Source organism: Winogradskya humida, assembly GCF_016862215.1.
GTDB lineage: Bacteria > Actinomycetota > Actinomycetes > Mycobacteriales > Micromonosporaceae > Actinoplanes > Actinoplanes humidus.
In genome coordinates, this window is sequence record NZ_BOMN01000137.1 from 1 (window position 1) to 24,703 (window position 24,703).

Sequence of the window (24,703 nt, forward strand, 5' to 3'; positions counted from 1 at the left end):
CCAGCAACGCCTGCGCCTCGATCGGGTCACCGAGCTTCGTACCCGTACCGTGAGCTTCTACCGCGTCCACATCGCTCGGTGCGAGACCCGAGCCGGCGAGGGCCTGCCGGATGACCCGCTGCTGCGACGGACCGTTCGGCGCCGTCAGACCGTTCGACGCGCCGTCCTGATTCACCGCGGAGCCACGCATGACCGCGAGCACCGGATGACCGTTGCGCTGGGCGTCCGACAGCCGCTCCACGAGGAGCATGCCGACACCTTCGCCCCAGCCGGTACCGTCGGCGCCGGCCCCGAACGCCTTGCACCGGCCGTCGAATGCCAGTCCACGCTGCCGGCTGAACTCCACGAACGCCGTGGGGGTGGACATCACCGTCACACCGCCCGCGAGCGCCAGCGAGCACTCACCGGACCGCAGTGCCTGCGCGGCGAGATGCAACGCCACCAGCGATGAGGAGCACGCGGTGTCGACGGTGACCGCGGGGCCCTCCAGGCCGAACGTGTAGGACAGCCGGCCGGAGATGACGCTCGCCGCGCCGCCGGTGCCGAGATAGCCGTCGACGGCCTCCGGTGCGGCCAGCATCAGCGTCGCGTAGTCCTGGCCGTTGGTGCCGACGAACACGCCGGATCCGCTGCCCCGCAAGGATTCCGGGTCGATGCCGGCCCGTTCCAGGGTCTCCCAGGAGGTCTCCAGCAGCAGCCGCTGCTGCGGGTCCATCGCCAGGGCCTCGCGCGGGCTGATCCCGAAGAACGCCGGGTCGAAGTCCGCCACCCGGTCCAGGAACGCTCCCATGCGCGTGTACGAGGTCCCGAGGGTGTCGCCATCGGGGTCGTACAGCGTCTCGATGTCCCAGCCGCGATCGGTGGGGAACTCCGACACCGCATCCCCGCCGGCGAGCAGGAATTCCCACAGTTCCTCCGGGCTCGACACCCCGCCCGGGAACCGGCACGCCATCGACACGATCGCGATGGGTTCGTCGCTCACCGCGGCGACGCGACCGCCGGCTACGGCGTCGCGCACTCCCGCGACCAGTTCCCGGCCCAGGTACGCAGCGAGCGCCGTCGGCGTCGGATAGTCGAAGACCAGCGTGGCGGGCAGCCGCAGCTCGGTGGCCGCGTTGAGCAGGTTGCGCAGCTCGACCGAGGTCAGCGAGTCGAAGCCGAGGTCCTTGAACGCCCGCTCGGGTGCGATGGTCAGGGCCGAGCCGTGTCCGAGCACCCCGGCAACGTGACCGAGCACGAGATCCAGCAGCGTCCTGTCCCGCTCCGCGACGGTCATGGCGCCCAGGGACACAGCCAGCGCGGACCCGGCGACACCGGCCGCGGCGGAACGGCGTGCCTTGCCGCGGACCAGGCCACGCAGCAGCGGTGCCACCGTCTGGGAGCGTGCCTGTCTGCGCAGGCCGGCCAGGTCGAGCGGGACCGGTGCCAGCACGGCGCGCCCGGTGGTGGCTGCCATGTCGAACATCGCCAGGCCCTCGGCGGTACGCAGCGGAAGCAGTCCGTCGCGGTTCATCCGCCGCAGGTCGGCCTCGTCGAGGGTCGCCGCCATGCCGCCCTGGTCCGCCCACAGGCCCCACGCCAGCGACGTCGCGGGAAGTCCCGTCGCGTGCCGGTGCTGCGCGAGCGCGTCGAGGAAGGCGTTGGCCGCCGCGTAGTTCCCCTGACCGGGGCTGCCGATGATGCCGGCCACCGAGGAGTACAGCACGAACGCCGTCACGTCACCCACGAGGTCGTGCAGGTTCCAGGCGGCGTCGACCTTCGACCGGAACACCGTGTCGATCCGTTCCGGCGTCAGCGACCCGATCGTCGCGTCATCCAGCACACCCGCTGTGTGAACCACGGCCGAAATCTCATACCCGGCCAGCAGCGCGGCCAGCGCATCACGATCCGCCACGTCACACGCCGCGAGCACCACCTCGGCGCCCAGCGCGACCAGCTCAGCACGCAACTCCTCAGCACCGTCAGCGTACGCGCCACGCCGGCTCACCAGGAGCAGTTTCTGAACGCCACGCTCCGCAACCAGATGCCGGGCGATCAGACCGCCGAGCGTTCCCGTCGCACCCGTCACCAGAACAGCACCCGCACCGAACCCCGGGTCCTGCACCACCGGCCGCTCAACCCGAGCCAGCCGCGGAACACTCACCACACCCGAACGCACCGCCAACTGCGGCTCACCCGACGCCAGCAGCTCCGCCGAAACATCACCCTCATCCAGGTCGACCAGCACAAAACGATCCGGATTCTCCGACTGTGCCGAACGCACCAGACCCCACACCACCGCCTGAGCGACATCAACCCTCTCGCCGGCCGCGACCGCCATCGCGCCCCGCGTCACCATCACCAGGCGGGACTGCTCCTGCTGCACCAACCAGGACTGCATCGCCGCCAACGCCCAATGCGCCGCCTCATGCGCCGCCGCCACCGGATCGGAACCCGACGTCACCGGGCACTCCTGGACCGAGAAGCCGGAAACCTCCGCGCCCCCGCCGACCGGGACCGGCAACCAGTCGATACCGAACATCGGGGCGCCGGGTACGTCACCGGCCGATCGATCCGAGGGAACGGTTCGCAGCAGCAGGGATTGTGCAGCCGCGACGGGGACACCCGTGCCGTCGGCCACCGTCAGAGCCATCCGGTCCGGGCCGGCCGGGGTCAGCGCCACCCGCAGCTCTTGCGCGCCGGTGGCGTACAGCCGAACGCCCGACCAGGCGGAGGGCAGTTGCCCGGCAACCGGCATCAGGCCGTGCAACGCCGCGTCCAGCAGCGCGGGATGCAGCCCGAACCCGTCCACGCCCAATCCGTCGGGGAGTTCGACCTCCGCGAACACCTCGCCGCCACGGCGCCACACCGACCGCAGGCCCTGGAACGCCGGCCCGTACTCGAAACCGGCGGCGATCAGCTGATCGTCGACCTCGTCCAGGTCGACGACATCCACGCCGGCCGGCGGCCACTCGCTCAGCGAAACACCGGCGCTGTCTCCACCCGAACCCAGCACACCGGTGGCGTGCCGCGTCCACGAACCGTTGTCGTCGGAATGGAAGGTCAGTTCTCGCCTGCCGGACTCGTCGGCGCCGCCGGCCCACACCTGCACGACGATCGCGCCGTCCGGGGGCAGGACCAGCGGAGCCTCCAGCGTCAGGTCCTCCACGACGTCACAGCCGACCTGGTCACCCGCGCGGATCGCCAGCTCGACGAACGCCGTACCGGGCACCACGATCGAGCCGTGGACCACGTGGTCGGCGAGCCACGGATGGGTCCGCACCGACAGCCGGCCGGTCAGCAGCAGACCGTCGGTGCCACCGAGGACCACGGCGGCGCCGAGCAACGGATGCTCCGCCGCGCCCAACCCCGCCGCCGTGACGTCACCGGCCGCAGCGGGCACGTCGAGCCAGTAACGCTCGCGCTGGAACGCATACGTCGGCAGATCCACCCGCCGGGCGCCCGGCCCCTCGAAGAAAGCGGCCCAGTCAACCGCCACACCGCGCACATGCAACTGCCCCACAGCCGAGACAACAGCAAGTTCCTCAGACCTGTCAGTACGCAGGACGGGCACAAACACCGCATCGGGCAACGTCTCCTGGCCCATCGCCGACAGCACACCACCGGGACCGATTTCGACGAATACATCAGCACCCGTAGCGGCAACCGCGTCCCCGAACCGCACGACATCGCGAACATGCCGCACCCAATACTCCGGCGACGTAACCTCCCCCGCGGACACGATCGGAATCGTCGGCGTCCCAAACGACACACCGTCCAACACCCGGCGGAAGTCATCCAGCATCGGCTCCATCAACGACGAATGGAACGCATGACTGACCTTCAGCCGCGTCACCTTCCGGCCCGCGTCACGCCACCGATCCGCCACCGCATCCACATCAGCAGCGACACCAGAGATCACGACCGAGGTCGGACCGTTCACCGCAGCCAAACCCACCGCGCCCGACAAATCCGGCACGACATCAGCCTCAGACGCCTGGATCGCCACCATCGCACCACCCGACGGCAACGCCTGCATCAAACGACCACGCGCAGAGACAACCCTTGTTGCGTCCTCCAACGACCACACACCCGACACATACGCCGCCGCCAACTCACCAATCGAATGACCCGCAAGCACATCCGGCCTGATGCCCCACGACTCCAGAAGCCGGAACAACGCCACCTCAACCGCGAACAAAGCAGGCTGCGTCACCGCCGTCTCATTCAACGACTCCGCATCAGCGACCTCACGAACGCTCGGATCGAAATAGCTCAGCACCTCGTCATGAGCTGCGGCAAAAACCGGGAAACGCCCCGCCAGCTCACGACCCATACCCAGACGCTGCGAACCCTGACCCGAGAACAGGAAAGCCAACCGCGACGGGGCCGCCTCGCCGACGCTGCCCCGTCCCTCTGCGAGAGCCGCGAGCAGGTCGAGTGTCGAGTCCCGCTCCGAGGCCACCAGCGCGGCGCGGTGCGCGAACGAGGCCCGCGTCGTGGCGAGCGAGAACCCGATCCCGGCCGGGTCGAAGCCGGTGGACCCCTCGACCGCGGACAGCAGACGGGCGGCCTGTGCTCGCAACGCGGCGGGCGTACGGCCGGACAGCACCCACGGCACCGCGGAAGGAAGCGCCGGCCCGGTGCCGGTCGCGGGCTCCTCCGCAAGGTCTGCCTGCTCCAGGATGATGTGTGCGTTCGTGCCGCTGACGCCGAACGAGGAGACGCCGGCCCGGCGCGGTTCGCCGGTCACGGGCCAGGGCCGCTCCTCGGTCAGCAGCGCCACGGTGCCCGCCGACCAGTCCACCTGGCTGCTGGGCTGCTCGGCGTGCAGGGTCCGGGGCAGCACACCGTGCCGCATCGCCATCACCATCTTGATCACACCCGCGACGCCTGCCGCCGCCTGGGCGTGGCCGATGTTGGACTTCAGCGAGCCCAGCCACAGCGGCCGGTCGGCGGGGTGCTGCGAGCCGTACGTCGCGATGAGGGCGTGGGCCTCGATCGGGTCGCCGAGAGTGGTGCCGGTGCCGTGTGCCTCGACCGCGTCGATCTGCGCGGGTGTGAGGCGGGCGCTCGCCAGGGCCTGCGTGATGACTGCCTGCTGGGCCGGTCCGTTGGGGGCGGTCAGCCCGTTGGACGCGCCGTCCTGGTTGACCGCCGAGCCGCGTACCACGGCCAGCACGCGGTGGCCGTGACGCTGGGCGTCCGACAGCCGCTCCACGAGCAGCATGCCGGCGCCCTCGCCCCAGCTGGTGCCGTCCGCGCTGTCCGAGAACGACTTGCACCGGCCGTCGCCGGCGAGGCCGCGCTGCCTGCTGAACTCCACGAACGACCGCGGTGTGGACATGAACGTGACGCCGCCCGCGAGGGCCAGCGAGCACTCGCCGCGGCGTAGCGCGACCATAGCGAGATGCAGCGCGACCAGCGACGACGAGCACGCCGTGTCGATCGATACCGCGGGCCCGACGAGGCCGAGCGTGTAGGCGATCCGGCCGGACGCGATGCTGCCCGCGCTGCCGTTGCCGAGGTAGCCCTCGAAGCCTTCGGGTGCCTGCGGCAGCCGCGAGGCGTAGTCGTTGTACATGACGCCGGTGAACACGCCGGTGCGGCTGTCCCGCACGGACTGCGGGTCGATGCCCGCGTGTTCGAACGCCTCCCAGGAGGTCTCCAGCAGCAGCCGCTGCTGGGGGTCCGTCGCCAGGGCCTCCCGGGGGCTGATACCGAAGAATTCGGGGTCGAAGTCCGCCGCGCCGCCCAGGAATCCACCGTTCCTCGTGGTCGACGTGCCGGCGTGATCGGGGTCGGGGTCGTAGAGGGCGTCGAGGTCCCAGCCGCGGTCCGCGGGGAACGGCACCACCGCGTCGGTCCCGTCGGCGACGAGGCGCCACAGGTCCTCGGGCGACGCGACGCCGCCGGGGTAACGGCAGCTCATACCGATGATGGCGATGGGCTCCTGCTCGCGGTCCTCGACCTCGCGCAGGCGCCGGCGGGCGGTACGCAGGTCGTTGGTCGCCCGCTTGAGATAGTCGCGGAGCTTGTTCTCGTTCTCCATCGGGCGTGGCTCCTTAGACGGTGCGGACGATGCGGCGCGGTCCGGCGCGGTCACGAGGTCTCGAGCTCGGTGTCGAGGTAACCGAAGAGCTCGTCGTCGCTGATGTCGGCGAGATCGGAGCCGGCCTCCCGGGCAGCGGCGCCGGCCCGGATGTCGCTCCATCTGGCGAGCAGGGCCCGCAACCGGTTGTCCACCACGGCGGCGGTGCGGTCGTCGGTGCCGGCGAGCATGGCGCTCTCCAGCTGTTCGAGGTGGTCGAGCAGGCCTGTCCCGGGCCGGGGTCCGGCCTGCGGGAGCAGCGTGCGCAGGTGCCGGGCGATCGCGACCGCCGACGGGTGGTCGAACACGAGCGTCGACGGCAGTCGCAGACCGGTGACCACGGTGAGCCGGTTGCGCAGCTCCACGGCGGTCAGCGAGTCGAACCCGAGATCCTTGAAGGCCCGGTTCGCGGGGAACGCCTCGGTGGTCAGATGCCCGAGCACCGCGGCCGCCTCGTGCCGGATGAGCTCGGTCAGGTGGAGTTCCTGCCCGGTCTCGTCCAGGCCCGCCAGGCTCTGCGCGAGCGCCGATTCACCCGTTCCCCCGGGGGCCTTCCCGGCGGCGGCGCGGACCTCCGGCAGGTCCCCCAGCAACGGGCTGGGGCGCTGTGCCATGAAGGAACCGGCGAACCGTTCCCAGTCCACATCGGCGACGACGGCGTTGCCGTCACCCCGGTCGAGAATCGTGGCCAGGCAGGCGATCGCCATGGCGGGTGCCATCAGGCTCAGGCCGCCGCGCCGCAGCCGCTCCGTCGTCTCGTGACCGGCTTCCGCCGCCATGCCGCCGCCGCCCCAGGGGCCCCACGCGACCGCCGTCGCGGGCAGGCCCGCCGCGATGCGATGGTCAGCCAGCGCGTCCAGGTAGGCGTTCGCGGCGGCGTAGGCGCCCTGGGCACCACCGCCCCAGACCCCGGCGGCCGAAGAGAACATGATGAACGCGTCCAGCGGCGTCCCGGCGAGCAGTTCGTGCAGGTTCCGGGCACCGCCGGTCTTCGCCGACAGCACCTCGGCGAGTTCGTCGGGTCCGAGTTCGGCGAGCGGCCGCGAGCGTTCGATACCGGCGGTGTGCACGACGGCGTTGATCGGCGGGAGGCTGTCCAGCAGTTCCGCGACGGATTCCCGGTCGGCGACGTCACAGGCGGCGAACGTGACCCGGGCACCCAGCCCGGCAAGCTCAGCCTCCAACGCCCCGGCACCCTCAGCCGCACCACCGCGACGACTCACCAGCACGACATGCTCAGCACCACGTGCCGCGACCCAGCGCGCCACCTGCCCACCCAGCGCGCCCAGACCACCGGTCACCAGCACCGTCCCCCGCGGCGACCAGCCCGCCTCCGACGAGCCACCCGGGACGACCCGCTCCAGCCTGCGACCCAGCACCCGGCCGGCCCGGACAGCGACCTGATCCTCACCCGACGCCCCAGCGAGCACCGATGCGAGCAGGTCACCCGTCATGTCGTCGCAGACCACGGGAAGGTCGACAAGACCACCCCAGCGCCCGGGAAACTCCAGCGCCGCAACCCGGCCCAGACCCCACAGCATCGCCTGCTCGAACCCAGAGACCCCATCACCGGCATCAGCGGCCACCGCATCGGTGGTCACCACCCACAACGGCACATCCAGCACCCGAATCAAGTCCACCAGAGCGTCGAGCTCCCCGCCACACGACACCACGCCACGCAGAGCAGGCAGATCATCCACACCCGCCAGATCCACGCCCCGCACATACACCTCGGCACCATTGCGGGCCAGCGACTCCCGCACCCACTCCGCACGATCATCACCCGCCGCCGCCACCACCAGCCAAGCACCGTCCAACCGCCCGGCACCCACCCCCACCGGGCTCCACCGCACCCGGTACTGCCAGCCCTCCACAGCCGACCGATCCCGCTGCTCACGACGCCACACCGACAGACGAGGCAACACCACACTCAGCGGGTCATCCGAGGCAACATCCAGCGTCCGGGCCAGACCACCCAGATCACCACCCTCCACCACCTCCCAGAACCGCGCCTCCACCGGAGACAACCGCTCCACAACCGGAACATCGAGCCAGTAACGCTCATGCTGGAAGGGGTAGGTAGGCAGGTCGACGCGGCCACCCCGGCCGTGCAGGAGGGCGGTGAGGTCGAGCGGTGCACCGCGGACGAAGAGCCACGCCGCGGCCAGCGCGATCGATTCCGGTCCGGTGCGGTCGGAGCGCAGCGACGGCACGAAGACCGCTTCCGGGGCGCTGTCCTGACCCATCGCGGCGAGGACGCCGCCGGGGCCGGCCTCCACCATTGTCGTCACGCCCTGCGCGACAAGTGCCGCCAGGCCGTCAGCGAAACGTACGGGCCGCAGCACATGCCGCACCCAGTAATCCGGCGAGGCCATCTCATTCGCGCCGGCCGGTGCGCCGGTCAGCGTCGACACGATCGGCAGGGCCGGCGAGTGGGCCGTGGTGCCGGCGACGACGCGGCGGAAGTCCGCCAGCATCGGCTCCATCAGCGGCGAGTGGAACGCGTGGCTGACCCGCAACCTGCTCACCTTGCGTCCCCGCTGCTTCAGCCGGGCAGCGAGATCGAGCACCTCGTGCTCCCGGCCGGACAGGACAAGCGCGTCCGGTCCGTTGATCGCGGCGATGCCCACGAATTCGCCGCACTGCGGGGTGATCTCGTCCTCGGTGGCCTGCACCGCGACCATTGCGCCGCCGGCGGGCAGCGCCTGCATCAGCGCGCCGCGCGCTGCCACGATCGCGCACGCGTCGGGCAGGGAGAACACCCCCGCCACGTACGCGGCGGTCAGCTCACCGATCGAATGGCCGGCGAGCGCGTCGGGTCGCAGGCCCCAGGACTCCCAGAGCCGGAACAGGGCGACCTCGACGGCGAACAGCGCGGGTTGCGCGTACTCGGTGCGGTCCAGGGTCGCCTGGTCATCGCCGAACACCACGTCCCGCAGCGGCATCGCCAGCAGGGGGTCGAAGTGGGCGGACACCTCGTCGAGCGCGTCGGCGAACACCGGGTGCTGCTCGTACAGGTCGCGGCCCATGCCGATGCGCTGGGAACCCTGACCGGAGAACAGCACGGCGAACCGCCCCCCGTCGGGAGCGCCCCGCACCACCGCCGGGCTGCTGGTGTCCGTTGCCAGCGCGGCGACGCCGGCACGCAGCCCGGAGAGGTCGGTGCCCAGCACGACGGCGCGCTTGTCGAGCGCGGCCCGGCCGGCGGCGAGCGTCGCGGCGACGTCCACCGGTGACAACCCGGGCTCCTCGTCCACCGCGGCCGCCAAGCGGACGGCCTGCCCGCGCAGCGACTCGGTGTTACGAGCGGACAGCGCCCAGGCGATCGGCGAGCCATCAGGCTCCGCGGCCGGTGCGGGGTCCGGGGTCCCGGCCTGTTCGAGGATGACGTGCCCGTTGGTTCCGCTGACACCGAACGCGGAGACGGCGGCGCGGCGGGGGCGGCCGGTCAGCGGCCACGGGCGCTGCTCGGCCAGCAGTTCCACGGCACCGCTCGTCCAGTCCACGTGCCGGGAGGGGCGGTCGAGGTGCAGGGTGCGTGGCAGCACGCCGTTGCGCAGCGCCATCACCATCTTGATGACACCCGCGATGCCCGACGCCGCCTGGGTGTGCCCGATGTTCGACTTGAGGGCTCCCAGCAGCAGGGGCCGGTCGGCGGGGCGGTCCTGACCGTACGTGGCCAGCAGCGCCTGGGCCTCGATGGGGTCGCCGAGCCGGGTTCCCGTTCCGTGCGCCTCGACGGCGTCGATGTCCGGGGCGGAGAGGCCGGCGCCGGCCAGCGCCGCGCGGATGACCCGCTGCTGCGCGGGTCCGCTGGGTGCGGACAGGCCGTTCGACGCGCCGTCCTGGTTGATCGCGGAGCCCCGGACGACGGCGAGCACCTCGTGACCGTTGGCCTCCGCGTCGGCGAGACGTTCCAGCAGGACCAGGCCGGCGCCCTCACCCCAGCCGACACCGTCGGCGGCGTCGGCGAACGGCTTGCACCGGCCGTCGGAGGCGAGGCCGTCCTGCCGGCTGAACTCGGCGAACGGGGCCGGCGTGACCATGATCGCCGTGCCGCCGGCCAGCGCCATCGTGCACTCTCCCGAGCGCAGCGCCTGCGCCGCCAGGTGCAGAGCCACCAGCGACGACGAGCACGCGGTGTCCACGGTGACAGCCGGTCCGCGCAGGCCCAGCGAGTACGAGATCCGCCCGGACACCACGCTGAGCGCGTCCCCGGTCAGCCGGTATCCCTCCACGGTGGGCTGGGTCTGGTCCAGGTTGCCCGCGTAGTTCTGCGGTGAGGCGCCGATGAACACGCCGGTGGCGGTCTCGCGTACCGAGTGGGGGTCGATGCCGGCCCGTTCGAACGCTTCCCAGGCCAGTTCGAGCACCTGGCGCTGCTGCGGATCCATCGCCAGGGCCTCACGCGGGGAGATGCCGAAGAAGCCCGCGTCGAACCCGCCCGCCTCGTCGACGAAGGCGCCTTCCAGGGTGCGGCTGCGGCCCTGGACCTCCGCGTCGGCCGGGTAGAGCCGCTCGATGTCCCAGCCCCGGTCCCCCGGGAACGGGCCGACCGCGTCGTGACCGGCCAGAACCATCGACCAGAGGTCCTCCGGGCCGCGGACACCGCCGGGGTAACGACAGCTCATGGCGACGATGGCGATCGGCTCGCCGGTGCCGGCGGGAGTGGGGGTGGCGGTGTCAGCGGCGCCGGGCCGGTTACCGAGCACCACGGAGTGCAGGTGCCGCGCCAGTTCCTCCGGCGTCGGGTGGTCGAAGACCACGGTCGAGGACAGCCGTGTGCCGATGGCGGTGGTGAGTCGCTTGCGGACCTCGAGGGCGGTGAGCGAGTCGACTCCCAGTTCGCGGAACGCCCGGTCCGGGGTGACGGAGCCGGGGCCGTCGTGACCGAGCACCGCCGCGACGTGGTCGCGGACCAGATCGAGCAGGACCCGGTGCCGGTCGGCGGCGGTGAGCGCGGCCAGCCGGCCGGCCATCGCCCCGCCGGTGGCGGGCTCCGGCCCGGTGTCCCGTGCGGCCAGCGCGACGACGTCGGGGATCTCGGAGATCAGCGGGCGGGAGCGGGCCGCGGTGAAGCCGGGGGTGAAGCGGTCCCAGTCGATGTCCGCGACCGTGACGGTGGTCTCGCCCGCGGCGAGGGCCGTGGCGAGGGCGCCGATGGCGAGCTCCGGTCGCATCGCGCGCATCCCCCGGCGGCGCAGCTGGTCGTTGATGTCGCCGGTGGCCATGCCCGCACCGGCCCACATGCCCCAGGAGACGGAGGTCGCGGGCAGCCCCTCGGCGTGACGGCGCTGGGCCAGGCCGTCGAGGAACGCGTTGGCCGCGCCGTAGGCGCCGAGCTCCCCGCTGCCCCACACCGCGGAGCCGGAGGAGAACAGGACGAACGCGTCCAGGTCACGGCTGGCGCACAGCTCATCGAGGTGGGCCGCGCCACCGGCTTTCGCCGCGAGCGCCTCCGCGAGGTCGCCGGGTTCCGTCCCGGTCAGCGGCGCCGACACCGCGGCACCGGCGGCGTGGAAGACGGAGCGGACCGGCGAGCCCTCGGCGTCTAGCCGGGCGAACAACCTGGCCAGGGCATCCCGGTCGGTGATGTCGCAGGAGGCGACGGTGACCCGGACGTCGAGTGCGGTCAGTTCGGCTTCCAGCTCGGGTACGCCGGGCGCGGCCGGCCCGCGACGGCCGGCCAGCACGATGTGCCCGGCGCCCGCGGTCGCCAGCCAGCGGGCGATGTGACCGCCGATGCCACCGGTGCCACCGGTGACCAGGGCCGTGCCGGTGGTCCGCCAGGCGGGTGCCGGCGCCGGTACGGATGCCCGGGTGAACCGTCGCACCGACACGCCGGAGGCCCGGATCGCCAGCTGGTCCTCGCCGGAATGCCCGGCCAGCACGGTCATGAGCCGCGTCGCGCTACGGGGGTCCGGCGTCGCGGGGAGGTCGACGATGCCGCCCCAGCGCCCGGGGTGCTCCAGCCCGACGGTGAGGCCGAGGCCCCACACCTGGCTCTGCTCCGGACGGGTCAGCGGATCGGAGCGCCCGACCGACACCGCGCCGGTCGTGGCCAGCCAGAGCGGCGCGTCGATGCCGGCGTCGCCGAGTGCGCGTACCAGCGCCAGCGTGCCCGCCAGCCCGATCGGGACGACCTGCTCAGCGGGGCCGGGCCGGTCGTCGAGGGCCAGCAGGGACAGCACGCCGCCGGGGACGACGTCGAGGTCACGCAGCGATTCGGGCGAACCGTCGACCCGCCGGACGTCGGCGCCGTGGGAGCGCAGGGCGCCGACCGCCGCGGCGTACCAGGGGTGTTCGGCCACCGTGGCGGAGGCGGCTACGAGCCAGGTGCCGGACAGGGCGGGTTCCTCCGTGGCGGCGAGCGGGCGCCAGGTGATCCGGTAGCGCCACGAGTCGGCGGCGGACCGGTCCTCCTGGCGGCGCCGCCAGCCGGCCAGGGCGGGCAGGACGTCGGTCAGGGGCGCGTCGGCGGGCACGTCCAGCGTCGTGGCCAGGTCGCCCCGCTCGACCGCGGCCCAGAAGTCCGCCAGCTCGGGGGCGCCGCCCGCGGTGTTGCCGGGTGTTTCCTCGAGCCAGAAACGGCGGCGCTGGAACGGGTACGTCGGCAGATCCACCCGCCGCCCGGCCGGCACGACGGCGTGCCAGTCGAACGGCATGCCCTCGACGTACGCCTCGGCGCACGACAGCAGGAACCGGCCGAGGTCGCCGTCGTCGCGGCGCAGGGTGCCCACGACGACCGCGTCCCGGGCGGCCGACTCCACCGTGTCGCGTACGCCGATGGTCAGCACCGGATGCGCGCTGCACTCCACGAACGCGCCGGCGCCCCAGTCCAGCAGGCCGCGGGTCGCCTCCTCGAAACGCACCGGGTTGCGCAGGTTCTCGTACCAGTACCCGGCGCCCACCTCGCTCCCGGTCAGCCATTCACCGGTGACCGTCGACAGCATCGGCACGCTCGCGGGCCGGGGCTCCACCCCGGCGAGCAGTGTCGCGAGTTCGTCACGGATGTGCTCGACGTGCGGTGTGTGCGACGCGTAGTCCACCGGTACCCGGCGTGCCCGCACCCCGCCTGCCGTGCACGTCTCGATCAGCTCGTCCAGCGCGTCCGTGTCGCCGGCGACGACGACGGCACCGGGACCGTTCACGGCAGCCACCCAGATCCGGCCGTCCCAGGGCTCGATCCGCTCCGTGGCCTGATCGACGGGCACGGCCAGCGACACCATGCCGCCCCGGCCCGACAGCGCCAGGATCGCCCTGCTGCGCAGCGCGACCACCTTCGCGGCGTCGGCGAGGGAGAGCGACCCCGCGACACAGGCGGCGGCGATCTCACCCTGGCTGTGCCCGACCACCGCGTCCGGTTCGACGCCGTAGGAGCGCCACAGCGTGGCCAGCGACACCATCACGGCCCACAGCGCGGGCTGCACCACGTCGACCCGTTCCAGGGCTGCGGCGTCGGCCAGGACGTCCCGCAGGGACCAGTCGACGTAGGGCGCGAGCGCCGCGGCGCACTCGTCGAGCGACGCCCGGAACACCGGCGACGACCCGGCCAGGGCAGCACCCATCCCGAGCCACTGCGAACCCTGGCCGGGGAACACGAAGACCACCTTGCCCGCGGGCCGGGCGACGCCGACGGCCACACGGCCGGTCTCGTTGCCCTCGGCCAGCGCCGTCAGGGCCCCCGCACCTCCGTCCACCACGACGGCCCGATGCTCGAACACCGCCCGCGACAGCAGCGCGTGGGCCGCGTCCGCGGGCTCCAGCCGCGCCACGGCGGGCGCGAGCCGGGCGGCGTGGGCGAGCAGCGCCTCCGTGGTGCGGGCGGACAGCACCAGCGGGGCGGGCCCGGCCGAGGGCTGACCGGCTGCCGGCTGACCGGCCGGTTCCCCGGCGGGCGCCTCTTCGAGCACGGTGTGGGCGTTGGTGCCGCTGATACCGAACGAGGAGACCCCGGCCCGGCGCGGGTGGCCGGTCCGCGGCCACGGCGTGGCCTCGGTGGCCAGCGCCACCGTGCCCGACGACCAGTCCACGTGCGGGGTGGGCTCGGTGATGTTCAGGCTGCGGGGCACCACGCCGTGGCGCAGCGCCAGCACCATCTTGATCAGACCGGCGAGGCCGGATGCCGCCTGGGTGTGGCCGATGTTCGACTTCACCGAGCCGAGCAGCAGGGGCCGGTCCGCCGGGTGTTCCCGGCCGTACGTGGCGAGCAGCGCCTCCGCCTCGATGGGGTCGCCCAGCTTGGTGCCGGTGCCGTGCGCCTCGACGGCGTCGACCTCGGCGGCGGGCACACCCGCGTCGGCGAGGGCCTGGCGGATCACCCGCTGCTGCGACGGCCCGTTGGGTGCGGTGAGCCCGTTGGACGCGCCGTCCTGGTTGACCGCGGTGCCCCGGATCAGGGCCAGGACGGGGTGCCCGTTGCGCTGTGCGTCGGACAGCCGCTCCAGCACCACCATCGTGGCGCCCTCGGCGATGCCGAACCCGTCCGCGTCCGCCGAGAACGCCTTGCACCGCCCGTCGGGGGCGAGCGCGCGCTGCCGGCTGAATCCGACGAACATGCCCGGCGACGGTACGACGGTGACGCCGGCCGCCAGGGCGAGCGGGCATTCGCCGCGGCGCAGTGACTGCACGGCCAGGTGCACGGCGACCAGCGACGACGAGCACGCGGTGTCGACGGTGACGGCGGGTCCACCGAGCCCGAACGTGTAGGACAGCCGCCCGGACGCGACGCTGCCGGTGGTCCCGGTCAGCAGGTATCCCTCGAGATCCGCGGGGGCCTGGAGCGGGTCGGGGCCGTAGTCCATGGTCATCGCGCCCACGAAGACGCCCGCCTGGCTGCCCCGCAGCGCCGCCGGGTCGATGCCCGCGCGCTCCATCCCCTCCCAGGCGATCTCCAGCAGCAGCCGCTGCTGCGGGTCCATGGCAAGGGCCTCCCGCGGCGAGATGCCGAAGAACTCGGGATCGAACTGGTCGACGTCCTGCAGGAAGCCGCCCTCGCGCTGGTAGTAGGTGCCGGGCCGGTCGGCGTCCTCGTCGTAGCGGCCCGCCAGGTTCCACCCACGGTCGGCGGGGAACGCGGCGAGGCCGTCGCCGCCCTCGGTGAGCAGCTCCCACAGGTCCTCGGGGCTGCGCACGCCGCCGGGCAGGCGGCAGCTCATCGCCACGACGGCGATCGGCTCGTCGTCGCCGGTCGTGACGGGGGCAGTGGGGCTGCCCACAGTGGGGCTACCGGCCCCGGGGGTGTCGCCGGCGATCTCGCCGAGGATCAGCGCGGCCAGAGCAGCCGGCGTCGGGTGGTCGAAGACGACGGTCGTCCCCAGCCGCAGGCCGGTCTCGGCGACGAGCCGGTTGCGCAGCTCGACCGCCGTGAGCGAGTCGAAGCCGAGGTCCCGGAACGGCCGGTCGGCCGCGATCGTGCCGGGCGAGTCGTGGCCGAGGACGGTGGCGGCCTGGGCCCGTACGGTACCGAGCACGAGCGCCGCGCGGTCCTCGGGCGCGCACCCGGCGAGGCGCCGCGCGAGCGAGGAGCCCTGCTGGGCCGGCGCCGCCGCCGTCGTGGTGCGCCGGCGTGGAGCCCGCAGCAGCCCGCGCAGCAGGGCCGGGACCGGGGCGGTGCCACCGGCCGGTCCCGCCAGGTCGAGGCGGGCCGGCACCAGGTAGGGGAGGTCGGCGGCGAGGGCGGCGTCGAAGAGCGCCAGGCCGTCCCGCGGCGCCATCGCCGCCAGTCCGGCCCGGGACAGCCGCTGCCGGTCGGCCGTGCCGAGATGACCGGTCATCCCGCCCGGCTGGGCCCAGAGGCCCCACGCCATCGAGGTGCCACGGAGCCCCGCGGAGCGTCGCTGCTGCGCCAGCGCGTCGAGGAAGGCGTTGGCAGCGGCATAGTTGCCCTGCCCCGGTGTGCCCAGGGTGCCCGCGACGGAGGAGAACAGGACGAACGCGGTGAGGGGAAGGTCCGCGGTGAGCTCGTGCAGGTGCCAGGCGGCGTCGGCCTTGGCCCGCAGCACCGAGTCGACCTGCGGGGGTGTCAGGGTCTCGACGATGCCGTCGTCGAGCACCCCCGCGGTGTGCAGCACCGCGGTCAGGGGATGCGCATCGGGGATCGCGTCCATCAGCGCGGCCAGCGCGTCGCGGTCGGCGGTGTCGCAGGCGAGCACCGAGACGGTGGCCCCCAGAGCGGCGAGCCGCTGCGTCAGCTGTCCGGCGCCGGGTGCGTCCGGGCCCCTGCGGCTGGTCAGCAGCAGGTGCCGGACGCCGTAGCGGGTCACCAGGTGCTCGGCGAGCAGGGTCCCGATCATGCCGGTGCCGCCGGTCACCAGCACCGTGCCGTCCGGGTCGAGCGGCGCGGGCAGGGTGAGCACCACCTTGCCGACGTGCCTGGCCTGGCTGAGGTGACGGAACGCCTCGGGGGCCCGCCGGATGTCCCAGTGCCGGACCGGGATCGGGCGTAGCGCTTCCCGGTCGAAGAGTACGGCGAGGTCGCGCAGCAGCCGCCCGAGGTGCCCGGGGTCGAGCGAGGGCAGGTCGAACGCCTGGTACCGCACACCGGGATGGGCGGCCCCGACCGACCCGGCGGAGCGGATGTCGGTCTTGCCCATCTCGATGAAGCGGCCACCGGGGCGCAGCAGCCGCAGGGAGGCGTCGGTGAAGTCGCCGGCCAGGGAGTTGAGGACGACATCCATCCCGGACCCGGCGGTGACCGCGGCGAACTGACCGGCGAAGTCCAGCGTCCGCGACGAGGCGATGTGGTCGTCCTCGACGCCGAGCGCGCGCAGGGTGTCCCACTTGCCGGGGCTCGCCGTGGCGAAGACCTCGGCGCCGAGGTGCCGCGCGAGCTGGATGGCAGCCATGCCCACGCCGCCCGCGCCGGCGTGGATCAGGACCCGCTCGCCGGCGCTCAGCCCGACGAGGTCCACGAGCCCGTGCAGCGCGGTCATGAAGACTGCCGGGACACCTGCCGCGTGGATCGTGCTCCAGGCCGCGGGCACGGGGATCAGCAGCCGCTGGTCGGTGACGGCGACCGGGCCGAAAGCGCCGTCGACCATGCCCATCACCCGGTCGCCGGGCGCCAGGCCCACGACGCCCGGTCCGATGTCGAGCACGGTGCCGGCGGCCTCGATGCCCATCGTCGCGGCGCCGGCGTGCGTGTCGATCGCGGCGAGCACGTCGTCGAAGGCGAGCGCGGCGAGCACGTCACGGAAGTTGACGCCCGCGGCGTGCACCGCTACCCGGACCTCACCCTCGCCCAGCACCCGGAGGGCGTCCGGGGCGGGCGCGAGCACCATCGCGTCGAGCGTGCCGGCGGTGGAGGTGTCCAACCTCCAGGCGGGCTCGTCCGGCGGGGACAGGGTGGCGGTGGCGGGTACCCGGGCGAGCCGGGGTACCCGCACGGTGCCGGCCCGCAGCGCCAGTTCCGGTTCGCCCGTGCCCAGCGCCGCGGCGAGCGCGTGCCAGGACGCCTCGGTGCCGTCGACGTCGACGAGCACGAACCGGCCCGGATGTTCGGTGACGGCCGTACGGACCAGTCCCCGCACGGCGGCGTCGGCCGGGCTGCCGATCGCGTCGCCGGGTTCGGTGGCCACCGCGCGCCGGGTGAGCACCACCAGCGGGGCCGGGCCGGGGTCGGGGTCCGACAGCCAGGTCTGCAGCAGTTCGAGCATCTGCCGGGTCGCGGCGTGAGCCGCCTGGGGCGCGGTCAGAGCCGGGTCCGCGTGCACGGACACCAGCACCACGCCGGGGGCCTCAGCGCCCTCGGCGACGGCCCGGGTCAGCGCTTCCGGGCCGGGATGTTCCGCAGCCGGGCGGCCCGCGGCGGCGAGCACGGCCGCGAGTCCGGTGTCGACCGGGCCGAGCGTCGCCCAGGTCGCCGGATCCGGCTCCGGGCCCGGCCGGTCAGCCGGCTCGACCGGCACCCATGCGACGACGTGCAGGCCGTCGGGCACGGCGGTGGACGCCTGATCGAGGGAGCCGGCCGGCAGAGGCCGCATCGTCAGCGACCGGACGGTCAGCACGGGCTCGCCGCCCTCGTCGAACGCGTCGACGGAGAACGTGTCGTTTCCGGTCGCCCGCAGCGACGCCCGCAGCCGCGATGCGCCGGTGGCGTGCAGGCTGACGCCTGACCAGGTGAAGGGCAACAGGGCCGGGCCGGTGCCGTCGTCCGCCCCGCGCAACGCGATCGCGTGCAGCAGCGCGTCCCACAGGGCCGGGTGGATGCCGAAACCCGCGGGATCGGCGGTGCCGGCGGCCCCCGGGAGGACCACGTCGACGTACGTCTCGTCCGCCGCGGTCCACATCCCGCGAAGTCCCTGGAACGCCGGCCCGTAGTCGTAACCGAGGCCGGCGAGCAGGTCGTACCCACCGGTCAGCGGGACCGCGGCAGCGTGCGCCGGCGGCCACGCGCCGGACCGGTCCGTGGCGGGTACCAGGGCGGCAGGCGTGAGAACCCCGGTGGCGTTCGTCGTCCACGGCGCCTCACCGGGGCCGGGATCGAGGCGGGAGTGGATCTCGATGTCGCGGCGGCCGGTCTCGCCGGGCGGGCCGATCACCACCTGCAGCTGGCACCGTTCGTCAGCCGGCAGGACGAGCGGGGCGTGCAGCGTCAACTCCTCGACCTGCGCGCACCCGGCGTTGTCACCGGCGTGCAGGGCCAGCTCCGCAAGCGCGGTGCCGGGCAGCAGGGCAACGCCCCGGACCGCGTGATCGGCCAGCCACGGGTGCGTACGCAGGGAAAGGGTCCCGGTCAGCACCTGCCCACCGGCGGCGAGGTCCATGCCGGCCGGCAGGAACGGGTGCCCGGCGGCCCGCAACCCCAGCCCAGCTGTCCCCGCCCGGCCCGCGAGGCCCGGCTCCAGCCAGTAGCGTTCGTGCTGGAAGGGATAGGTCGGCAGCTCGGCCGCGGCGGTGGTGACGGCGACGGACAACTCGACCGGCAGGCCGAGCGTGAAGCCCTCGGCCAGGCTCGTCAGCATCCGGGCCGGGCCACCGTCGTCGCGGCGCAGACTGCCCAGGACCGCGGCCCCGGAAGCGCCGGCCTGCTCGATGCAGTCCTGGACGGCCATGCCCAGCACCGGGTGCGGGCTGGACTCCACGAACAGCCGCACCCCGTCGTCGAGCATGGTCCGGACGGTCTGTGCGAACAGGACGGGGCTGCGCGCGTTGCGGTACCAGTAGGTGGCGTCCATCTGCGCGGTGTCGATGAGCCCGCCGGTGACGGTGGAGTAGAACGGCACCGGGGCGGAGCGGGGCGTGATCGGGGCCAGCTCGGCGAGCAGCCGCTCCTGGAGCGGTTCGACCTGGGCGCAGTGCGAGGCGTAGTCCACCGCCACCAGCCGGGCGCGGATCCCGCGGCGCTCGCACTCCGCGCGTACCTCCCGCAGTGCCGGACCTGTGCCGGAGACCACGTTGCTGGCGGGGCCGTTGTAGGCCGCGAGCGACACCTGCCCCTGCCACGGCTCGATAAGCCGGTCGACCTCGTCGGCGGGCAGGGCGATCGACATCATGCCGCCGGTGCCCGCCAGATCCACCAGGGCCCGGCTGCGCAGCGCGGCGACCCGGGCCGCGTCGGGCAGGCTCAGTGCTCCGGCAACGTACGCCGCGGCGATCTCGCCCTGGCTGTGCCCGACAACCGCCTGCGGGGCGGCCCCGTGGGCGGCCCACACGGCGGACAGGCTGACCATCACCGCGAACAGCGCCGGCTGGACCACGTCCACCCGCTGCAGCAGCGCGGGGTCGGCGCCAGGGTCCAGGACCTCCCGCAACGTCCAGTCGACGTACGGGTCGAGCGCTTCCTGGCATTCCCGCATGCGCCCGGCGAACGCGGGGTCGCCCGCCCACAGCTGCGCGGCCATGCCTGCCCACTGCGAGCCCTGCCCGGGAAAGACCAGCGCCATCCGGGCGCTCTCGTGCGTGATCCCGCGGACCAGCCCGGCGGCGGGGACGTCACCGGAGAGTGCGGCGAGGCCGGTGCCGAGCTCCTCACGGTCCGTGCCGAGGACCACGGCCCGGTACGGAAGCCGCGCACGCCGCGCCAGCCCCGCGGCCACCGCCTCGACCGGCACCGGGTCCGCCGCGCCGAGCAGGGACCGCAACTGCTCCGCCTGCGCGGCCAGGGCCGCCGGGGTACGCGCCGACAGCGCCCACGCCACCGGCCACGCTCCGGCGGCGGGGGTGGGACCGGGCTCGGAGGAGGGGGCGTCCTCCGAGCCCGTGGCCTGCTCCAGGATCACGTGGGCGTTGGTCCCGCTGATCCCGAACGATGACACCGCCGCACGACGGGCGCGGTCGAGCGACGGCCAGGGCTGCTGCTCGGTCAGCAGGGCAGCGGTACCGGACGACCAGTCCACCCGCGACGACGGCTGGTCGACGTGCAGGGTGCGCGGGAGAACCCCGTGCCGCATCGCCTGCACCATCTTGATGACACCGGCGATGCCGGCCGCGGCCTGCGCGTGCCCGATGTTCGACTTCAGCGAGCCGATCCAGACGGGCTGCCCGGGTTCCCGCTGCCGGCCATACGTCGCCAGGATCGCCTGCGCCTCGATCGGGTCGCCGAGGCGGGTGCCCGTGCCGTGCGCCTCCACGGCGTCCACGTCGGCCGGGGCCAGTCCCGCGTTCGCCAGTGCCTGGGTGATGACCTTCTGCTGCGCGGGGCCGCTCGGCGCGGTCAGCCCGTTGGACGCACCGTCCTGGTTGACCGCGGAACCGCGGACCACGGCGAGAACCTGCCGGCCGTTACGCCGGGCGTCGGAGAGGCGCTCCACGAGCAGTACGCCCACGCCCTCGGCCCAGCCCGTACCGTCGGCTGCCTCGGCGAAGGCCTTGCAGCGGCCGTCGGTGGCCAGCCCGCCCTGCCGGGCGAACTCCACGAAGATGCCCGGCGACGCCAGCGCCGTGGCCCCGCCCACCACCGCCAGGTCGCACTCGCCCCGCCGCAGCGCCTGCCCGGCCAGGTGCAGTGCCACCAGCGACGACGAGCAGGCGGTGTCCACCGTCAGGGCCGGGCCCTCGAACCCGTAGGTGTACGCGATCCGGCCCGAGGCCACGCTGGTCGAGGTGCCGGTCAGCAGATATCCGTTGAGGTCCTGGCCGGCCTCGTACATGCGGGGGCCGTAGTCCTGGGCCATGGCGCCGACGAACACACCGGTGCTACTTCCACGAAGCGGTGCCGGGTCGATCCCGGCCCGTTCGAACGCCTCCCAGGAGACCTCCAGCAGCAGCCGTTGCTGGGGATCCATCCCTGTCGCCTCGCGGGGGCTGATCCCGAAGAACTCCGCGTCGAACCCGGCGACGTCGCTGAGGAACCCGGCCTCGGGCGCGAACCCGTCGCCCAGACCGTCCAGGGACCATCCGCGGTCCGCCGGGAACGCCGACAGGGCATCGGTCCCGTCGACGACCAGCTGCCACAGCTCGTCCGGCGAACCCACGCCGCCCGGCAGACGGCATCCCATTCCCACGATCGCCAGCGGCTCGTCGAGGGTGACCGCGGCGGTGGCCGTCACCGCGGGGGTCTCCCCCACCGCCTGTGCGAGTATCTGCCGGGCTACCCCGGCGGGCGTGGGATGGTCGAACAGCAGGGAGTCCGGCAGCGGGAACCCGCTCGCCCGGACGAGGCGGTTCCGCAGTTCGACCGCCATGGTCGAGTCGAAACCGAGTTCCTTGAAATTGCGTTCCATCGGTACGGCCAGCACGTCGTGGTAGCCCAGCGCCGCGGCCGTGTGCACCCGCACGAATCGCGCCACCACGTGATCCGCGGGTTCGTTCGCCTCCTCGATGCGCCGCAGCAGCGCGGGCACGGAGCCGGTCTGCTCCCCGGCACTCCCGGCGTGATCCGGCGTGGCGGTGGCGTCCCCGGTCCGGACGGGCCGGGACGCGGACCCGGAGATCCAGTACCGCTCCCGCTGGAACGCGTACGTGGGCAGGTCGACCACGCCGGCATCGGTGTCCGCGGGCACGGCGGCCCAGTCCACCCGGGCGCCGTGCGTGTACGCCTCCGCGAGGCTGAGCAGCATCTGGTCGCTGTCGCCCCGGTCCCGGCGCAGCGAGTTGACGCAGGCCGCCCGGGACCCGTACGCGTCGATGGCCTCCTCGATCGAGCCACGCAGAACCGGATGCGCGCTCACCTCCAGGAACAATCGCGGCCCGGTCTCCAGGAGCCGCTGCACCGTCCCGGCGAACGACACCGGCTCGCGGACGTTGCGGTACCAGTACCCGGAGTCCAGGGCCGCGGCGCCGAGCAGGCCGCCGGTGACGGTCGAGTAGAACGGGATCGTGGCCGGCAACGGCGTGACCTCGCCGATCTCGTCGAGCAGCCGGTCGCGCAGCGGCTCCACCTGCGGCGAGTGGGGTGCGACCTGGAGCACCATCCGGGCCCGGATCCCCGCCCCGGTCAGGTCCGCCACGAGCGCTTCCACCTCGGCGGGCAGGCCGGCCACGATGCAGCTGCGGGGTCCGTTGTCGACCGTCACGACGAGTCCGTCACCGCGCCCGGCCAGTAGCTCGCGGACCTCGCCGGCCGACAGCCGGACCGACGCCCCCGCGCCCGTGCCGAGCAGCGACCACCAGAGCCGGCTGCGCGCGACCATGATCCGCATGGCGTCGGTCAGCGACAGGGCGCCCGCCACGTAGGCCGCGGCCACCTCGCCCTGGCTGTGCCCGACCACCGCGGCCGGTTCCACACCGCAGGAACGCCACAGCGCGGCCAGCGACACCATGACCGTGAACAGGGTGGGTTGCAGCACCTCGTAGGGCGCGAGCTCCGGTGCGCCCGGCGCCTGGCGCAGCACGTCGAGGACGGACCAGTCGACGTACTCGCGCAGCGCCTCGTCGCACCGCTGCGCCTGCTCCCGGAACACCGCGGAGCTCTCCAGCAGCGGACCGGCCATGCCGAGCCACTCCGAGCCCTGACCGGGGAAGACGAACACGACCCCGGCGCCGCGGTCCTCGCCCCGGACCAGGCCGGGGGCCTCGTCGCCCAGCGCGAGGGACGAGACCGAGCCGAGCAGTTCGTCGCGGGTCCGGCCCAGCGCCACGGCGCGGTGCTCGAAGACCGACCGGGTGGTGCCCAGGGACAGAGCGACGTCCGCGGGGCGCTCCGGCGACCGGTCGATGAGCCAGTCGTGCAACCGCCGTGCCTGGCCACGTAGTGCAAGCTCCGACCGCGCCGACAACGGCCATGCCACCAGCCGCTCCGCCGTCACATCCGGCGCCGCCTCTTCCCCCGCTGGAAGGGCCGGCGTCGTCTCTTCCTCCGCTGGAAGGGCCGGCGTCGCCTCTTCCTCCGCGGGAAGGGCCGGCGCCGCCGCCACGATCATGTGGCAGTTCGTGCCGCCCATACCGACGGCCGTGACACCGGCGACGCGCGGGCCGTCCGGATCGGGCCACAACCCCGTCTCGGTACGCACCCGAAGCCCCCATTCACCGAACGGGATGTCCGGGTTGGGCGTCTCGAAGTTGAGGCTCGGCGGCAACTGCCCGTGCCAGACCGACAGCACCGTCTTGAGCAGCCCCGCGATACCGGCGGCGCCCTCCAGATGCCCGATGTTCGTCTTGACCGAGCCGACCTCGAGCGGGCGGACGCGGCCCGAGGCCGATCCCGCGGTGGCGGCGAGCGCGGCGGCCTCGATCGGATCGCCGACCCGGGTGCCGGTGCCGTGCAGCTCGACGTACTGGACGTCCCTCGCCCGCACCCCGGCCCGCTCGTGGGCGAGCCGGATGACATCCTCCTGCGCCTGCCGGTTCGGCGCGGTCAGCCCGGCGCCGCCGCCGTCGTTGTTCACGGCGCTGCCGCGCAGGACGGCGTAGACGCGGTCGTCGTCGGCGATCGCGCGGTGCAGTGTCTTGAGAACGACGATGCCGCCGCCCTCGCCGCGTACGGTTCCGTTGGCGCGGGCGTCGAAGGTGAAGGCCCGGCCGTCGGGTGACAGCCCGCCGAACCGCTCCACCGCGACGTGGCCCTCCGGCGTGAGGTTCAGGTTGATACCGCCGGCGACGGCCACGGTGCTCTCGCCACGCAGCAGGCTCTCGGCGGCCAGGTGCACGGCCACCAGCGCCGATGACTGTCCTGAGTCGACGGTCAGGCTGGGGCCGTTGACACCCAGCAGGTAGGAGACCCGGTTGGCGATGATGCCCCGGTTGAGGCCCGGCAGCGAGTACGCGCCGACGGCGTCCAGCCCGTGGCTGTGCAGCACGGTCGCGTAGTCGCTGTACATGGACCCGACAAACACGCCGCACGCACTGCCGCGCACCGTCGCCGGCACGATACGGGCATCCTCGAACGCTTCCCAGGCGAGTTCCAGGATCAGTCGCTGCTGAGGGTCCATGGTGGACGCCTCGCGCGGGGAGATGCCGAAGAAGGCGGGATCGAAGCCGGACACGTCGTCGAGGAATCCGCCCCACCGGGTACCCGTACGGATCGGGGACCCGGGTTCCAGGTCGGTCAGCTCCGCGGGGTCCCAGCGATCGGCAGGCGCGGCCGTCACGGCGTTCGTACCCGTCTGCAGCAGCCGCCAGAAGGCCGCCGGGTCGGGCGCCTGCGGCAGCCGGCACGAGAGGCCGACGACAGCGATCGGTTCCTGCCACACCGGCGGTTGCTGGCTCACGGGTACCCCACCATCCTCGTCATCGGGTTCACCGGAGGCCGGC

General features: G+C 73.4%; 2 protein-coding genes. Both read right to left on the reverse strand.

Annotated elements, in window-relative coordinates:
• Positions 1-6,031, reverse strand: a 6,031-nt coding sequence (locus Ahu01nite_RS45900; protein ID WP_203843057.1) for a type I polyketide synthase, incomplete at its 3' end; no start/stop codon positions are given.
• A 50-nt stretch (positions 6,032-6,081) separates the two neighbouring features.
• Positions 6,082-24,660 (reverse strand): type I polyketide synthase, encoded by an 18,579-nt coding sequence (locus Ahu01nite_RS45905; protein WP_203843058.1) that lies wholly within the window; start codon positions 24,658-24,660, stop codon positions 6,082-6,084.
• Positions 24,661-24,703: the final 43 nt, after the last annotated feature.